Below are 4,747 nucleotides of genomic sequence, written 5' to 3' on the forward strand. Positions count from 1 at the left end.
CACGCCCGCGGCCGCGCCCACCGCCACCCCGTCGCCCACCGCGACCGCCACCGCCTCGCCCACGCCGAGCCCGGCCGCGCCCGCCCCCAGCACCGCGATCCCCGCCCCGCGGCAGAGCAGCGCCCCGGCCCAGGCCCCCGCGCCCACCCACACCACCGCGCCGCCGACCCGCCCGGTCCCGCCGGCCCGGCCAAGCACGCCCGCCGCGCAGCCCGTCCAGCCGGCGCAGCCCACCCAGGCGCCGCTGCAGCCCCCGGCGCAGCCCCCGGTGGCGGTGGCACCCACCCCGCAGCAGCCGCCGGCCACCACCTCGAAGGCCTCATGAGCACCGCCGCCCGGGCGCCGGGCCGGCCGGCTCCCGCGGCACCGGCCGCCGAGCGCTTCCCGGCCCTCGGCACCACGGCCGAGCTGCTGGTCACCGACCCGGACCGGCTGGCGCCGGCGCGCGCGGTGCTGGCCGCCGAGCTGGCGGCGATCGACCTGGCCTGCAGCCGGTTCCGCCCGGACTCCGAACTGTCCCGGGCGAACGCCGCCGCGGGCCGGCCGGTCACCGTCGGCCCGCTGTTCGCCGAGGCGCTGACCGCGGCACTGCGCGCCGCCGAGCTCACCGGCGGGGCGGTCGACCCGACCGTCGGGCCGGCCCTGGTGGCGCTCGGCTACGACCGGACCTTCGCCGCCCTGCGGCCCGAGCAGCTCGGCCCGCTGCGCCCGGTGCGGCCGGTGGGTTGGCGCAGCCTCGCCTGGGACCCGGCGAACCGGCGGCTGCGGCTGCCGGTCGGGACCGCGCTCGACCTGGGCGCGACCGCCAAGGCCCTGGCCGCCGACCGGGCGGCCCGGCGGGCGGCGCGGGTCGCGGAGTGCGGGGTGCTGGTCAACCTGGGCGGCGACCTGGCCACGGCCGGCCCCGCCCCGAGCGGCGGCTGGCAGGTCGGGCTGGCCGACGCGGCCGCCCCGGCCGACCGGAACGGTCCGGAGCGCCTGGCGGCCATCGTCGCGCTGCACGGCGGCGGGCTGGCCACCTCCGGCATCACCGCCCGCACCTGGCGGCGCGGCGACCGCCTGCTGCACCACATCGTCGACCCGGCCACCGGGGAACCGCCGCCGGCGCACTGGCGGACCGTCAGCGTGGCGGCCGCCGACTGCGTGGACGCCAACACCGCGAGCACCGCCGCCGTCGTGCTGGGCGCGGCGGCCCCCGACTGGCTGCGCGCCCGCGCGCTGCCGGCCCGCCTGGTGGGCGTGGACGGCACCGAACTCCGGCTCGCCGGCTGGCCCGCCCCGCCCACCGCCGAAGCCCGCACCACCGCCACCGCCACCGCCACCGCCACCGCAGGAGAGTCCCGATGACCGGCACGCTGCTCGCCGCCGGCCCGAGCCCGCTCTGGTACGCCACGCGCGCCGGCGGCACCGTGGCGCTGCTGCTGCTCACCGCCACCGTGGTGCTCGGCATCGTGGCCGGCGGGCGGTACGCGCCCAGGCGGATCGCCCGGTTCGAGCTGGGCGCGCTGCACCGCAACCTCGCGCTGCTCACCCTCGCCTTCCTCGCGCTGCACATCGTCACCGCGATCGCCGACACCTTCGTCAGCCTGAGCTGGACGGACGCGGTGGTGCCGTTCGGCGCCTCGTACCGGTCGCTCTGGCTGGGGCTCGGGGCGCTCGCCTTCGACCTGCTGCTCGCGGTGCTGCTGACCAGCGCCGTGCGGCTGCGGATCGGGGTGCGCCGCTGGAAGGCGGTGCACTGGCTGGCCTACGCGAGCTGGCCGCTGGCCCTCTTCCACGGCGCCGGCACCGGCACGGACACCCGGCTCTCGCTGCAACTCGGCCTCTACTCGGGCTGCCTGCTGGCCGTGCTGGCCGCGGTCTGGTGGCGCCTGTACCGGGCCGGGCCCGGCCACCGGGCCGCCCGCCGCTGGGCCGCGCTGGCCGCCGCCGCGGTGCCCGCCGTGCTGACCGCCTTCCTGGCCACCGGCCCGCTGCAGCCCGGCTGGTCGCACCGGGCCGACCGGGCGCCGGCCCCGGGGCCGGTCGCCACCAGCGCCACCGGCACCAGCGCCACCGGCACCGCCACCGCCACCGCCACCGCCCTGCCCGCCTCCCCCGCGAAGGTCCCGGCATGACCGACACCACCCTCACCGTTCCGGCCGTCCCCACCACCCCCGACCACCGGCTGTTCCGCGGCTGGTTCGAGACCGGTGCCCCGGCCGGCCTGGCCGAGCACCTCGACCGCTACGGCCCCGCCCCGCTGCCCACGGACCGGCGCGACCGGCAGGCGCTGATCGAGGCCGTCGAGCAGGCCGGGCTCACCGGGCGCGGCGGCGCCGCCTTCCCGACCGGGGTCAAGCTGCGCTCGGTGGCCGAGCGACGCGGGCCGGCCGTGCTGGTGGTCAACGGCATGGAGAGCGAGCCCGCCAGCCGCAAGGACGAGGCGCTGCTCGACCTGGCCCCGCACCTGGTGCTGGACGGCGCCGCGCTGGCCGCCGCGGCCGTCGGCGCGACGGCGGTGCACCTCTGCCTGCCGCGTGACGAGGCCCGGGCCGCCCAGGCGGCATGGCTCGCCGAGGCGGTCGCCGAACGCCGCCGGGCCGGGCTGGACCCGCTCCCGGTCGAGCTGCACCTGCTGCCGCACCACTACGTCTCCAGCGAGGAGAGCTCCCTGGTGCAGTGGTTGAACGGCGGCCCGGCCCGCCCGCTGGCCACCCCGCCCCGGCCGTTCGAGAAGGGCGTGGCCCGCCGACCGACCCTGGTCGACAACGTGGAGACGCTCGCCCACCTCGCCCTGATCGCCCGGTACGGCCCGGCCTGGTTCCGCACCGCCGGACGGCCGGACGCCCCGGGCACCGCACTGGTCACCGTCTCCGGCGCGGTCCGCGAGCCCGGGGTGCGGGAGGTGCCGCTCGGGATGCCGCTGGGCACCCTGCTCGCCGGGGTCGGCGGGACCACCCGGCCGCTCGGCGCGCTGCTGGTCGGCGGGTTCTTCGGCAGCTGGCTGCCGGCGGAGCAGGCGCTGCGGGTGCCGTTCGCCAAGCCGGCGCTGGCCGAGCTCGGCGCCGGACCGGGCGCGGGGGTGCTGGTGGCGCTGCCGGCGCAGGCCTGCGGGCTGGCCGAGACCGCCCGGGTGCTCCGCTTCCTCGCCGCGCAGAGCGCGCAGCAGTGCGGGCCGTGCCGGTTCGGGCTGCCGGCCGTGGCCGCGGACTTCGAGCTGCTGGCCTGGGGCACCCCGGACGGTGAACTGGCCCGGCGGCTGCCGCACCGGGTCGGCCTGCTGGCCGGCCGCGGCGCCTGCCGCCACCCGGACGGCGCCTCCCGGCTCGCCGCCACCGCGCTCAGCACGTTCGCGGCCGACGTCGAACACCACCTGCTGGCGGGGCCCTGCCCGGGGACTGCGCTGCCCCCGGTGCTGGTGGTCCCGGACCGGCCCGCTGCGGACCAGGAAGGGTGGCGGTGACCCCGATGAGCCGTCAGCACCGACTCGCCATCGACCGGATCGCCTGCGACGGGCGCGGCCTGTGCGCGGAACTGCTCCCGGAGCTGGTCGCCCTCGACGAGTGGGGGTACCCGATCATCCCCGACCCCACTGTCCCGGACCGCCTGCTCGGGCACGCCCGCCGAGCCGTCGCAGCCTGCCCGGTCCTGGCGCTGCGCCTGACCCCGGAGCGGTGACCCGACGTCACCGCACCCGGCGGCCCGGCCGCTCGAGTACGCCCCAAGGCCCTCGCGGCCGGCCCGGTACCGGTGCCGCGCCCGCCCCGCAGCGGTGACCCGCCCTCACCCCACGCCCCCTCACCCGTTCGGGCCCCCCGCAGACACACCACCCCTCCCCCCGGCGGCCCGGCCGCTCGAGTCCACCCGCCGAGCCCTCGCGGCCTCCCCGATGCCGGCGCCACGCCCGCCCCGCAGCGGTGACCCGCCCTCACCCCACGCCCCCTCACCCGTTCGGGCCCTCCCCGCCACCCCACCCGCACCCTCCCCACCCCCGCCGTGCCCCGCCCCACCGCACACGCACCACCCCACCCCCGGCAGCCCGGCCGGCCGCCTGAACCATTTCTTAGTCGATGGCCCGTCAGACTGCTGCCTGCCCCGGGGCCGACGCCCGAAGGGGCCGGCCGATCCGCACCACCCTCGCGCCCCTGGGAGCCGCCCGTGTCTCCGACCAGCAGCTCGACCGCGCCGGCCACCGCGCCGCGCGCCGCCGCCGAGGGGCCGGACGGGCGCCGCACCCGGTCCGGCGGACCGCTCGGCAACCAGCGCCTCACCGCACTGCTCGGCACCCTGCTGCTGCTGATGTTCGCCGCGCAGGGCGTCACCATCCTCTTCCTCGGGCGGATGCTCACCTGGCACTTCGTCATCGGGCTGAGCCTGATCGGGCCGGTGGCGGCGAAGCTCGTCACCGTCTGCTACCGCGCGGCGCGCTACTACACCGGGGCGGACGCCTACCGGCGCCAGGGCACGCCGCCGCTGGCGCTGCGACTGCTCGGACCGCTGGTGATCGCGACCACCGTGGCGCTGCTGGCCACCGGCTCGACGCTGGCGCTGACCGGCGAGCGGACCGCGGCCGGGCTGCCGATCCTCTTCCTGCACAAGGCGAGCTTCGTCTGCTGGGCCGGGGCGATGGGGCTGCACGTGCTGGCCCACATCTGGCGGCTGCCGCGCCTGCTCGGCGCCGACCTGCGCCGCCGCACCGCCCGCCACGGCGGCGGCCCGCTCCCCGGCCGGGCGCTGCGCCGGCTGGTGCCGCTGCTCGCCCTCG

At 79.5% G+C, this 4,747-nt stretch carries 5 protein-coding genes and 1 pseudogene; all 6 read left to right on the forward strand.

The window, feature by feature from the left end; all coding sequences use genetic code 11:
• Positions 1–325, forward strand: a pseudogene (locus ACQRUO_RS38655) (TerD family protein); the annotation flags it as partial.
• Positions 322–1,347 (forward strand): FAD:protein FMN transferase, encoded by a 1,026-nt coding sequence (locus ACQRUO_RS38660; protein ID WP_428320868.1) that lies wholly within the window; start codon positions 322–324, stop codon positions 1,345–1,347. The pseudogene ACQRUO_RS38655 and the gene ACQRUO_RS38660, both read left to right, overlap by 4 nt.
• Positions 1,344–2,117 carry a ferric reductase-like transmembrane domain-containing protein gene (locus ACQRUO_RS38665; RefSeq protein WP_428320869.1) on the forward strand — a complete coding sequence of 258 codons (774 nt, stop codon included), beginning with the start codon at positions 1,344–1,346 and terminating at the stop codon, positions 2,115–2,117. The genes ACQRUO_RS38660 and ACQRUO_RS38665 overlap by 4 nt, the downstream gene beginning before the upstream one ends.
• A complete protein-coding gene (locus tag ACQRUO_RS38670; protein WP_428320870.1) occupies positions 2,114–3,445 on the forward strand; it encodes an NADH-ubiquinone oxidoreductase-F iron-sulfur binding region domain-containing protein in 1,332 nt (443 codons plus the stop codon). The genes ACQRUO_RS38665 and ACQRUO_RS38670 overlap by 4 nt, the downstream gene beginning before the upstream one ends.
• A gap of 5 nt (positions 3,446–3,450) precedes the next feature.
• Positions 3,451–3,660, forward strand: a complete 210-nt coding sequence (locus tag ACQRUO_RS38675) for a ferredoxin (RefSeq protein WP_428320871.1) — start codon at positions 3,451–3,453, stop codon at positions 3,658–3,660.
• A 480-nt stretch (positions 3,661–4,140) separates the two neighbouring features.
• Positions 4,141–4,747, forward strand: a 607-nt coding sequence (locus ACQRUO_RS38680) for a hypothetical protein (RefSeq protein WP_428320872.1), incomplete at its 3' end; no start/stop codon positions are given.

This window comes from Kitasatospora sp. LaBMicrA B282 (assembly GCF_050325825.1).
Taxonomy (GTDB): domain Bacteria; phylum Actinomycetota; class Actinomycetes; order Streptomycetales; family Streptomycetaceae; genus Kitasatospora.

Coding starts and splice junctions, on each gene's coding strand:
- ACQRUO_RS38675 (WP_428320871.1), top strand. CDS start 3,451: ATGAGCCGTCAGCACCGACTCGCCATCGACCGGATCGCCTGCGACGGG.
- ACQRUO_RS38660 (WP_428320868.1), top strand. CDS start 322: ATGAGCACCGCCGCCCGGGCGCCGGGCCGGCCGGCTCCCGCGGCACCG.
- ACQRUO_RS38670 (WP_428320870.1), top strand. CDS start 2,114: ATGACCGACACCACCCTCACCGTTCCGGCCGTCCCCACCACCCCCGAC.
- ACQRUO_RS38665 (WP_428320869.1), top strand. CDS start 1,344: ATGACCGGCACGCTGCTCGCCGCCGGCCCGAGCCCGCTCTGGTACGCC.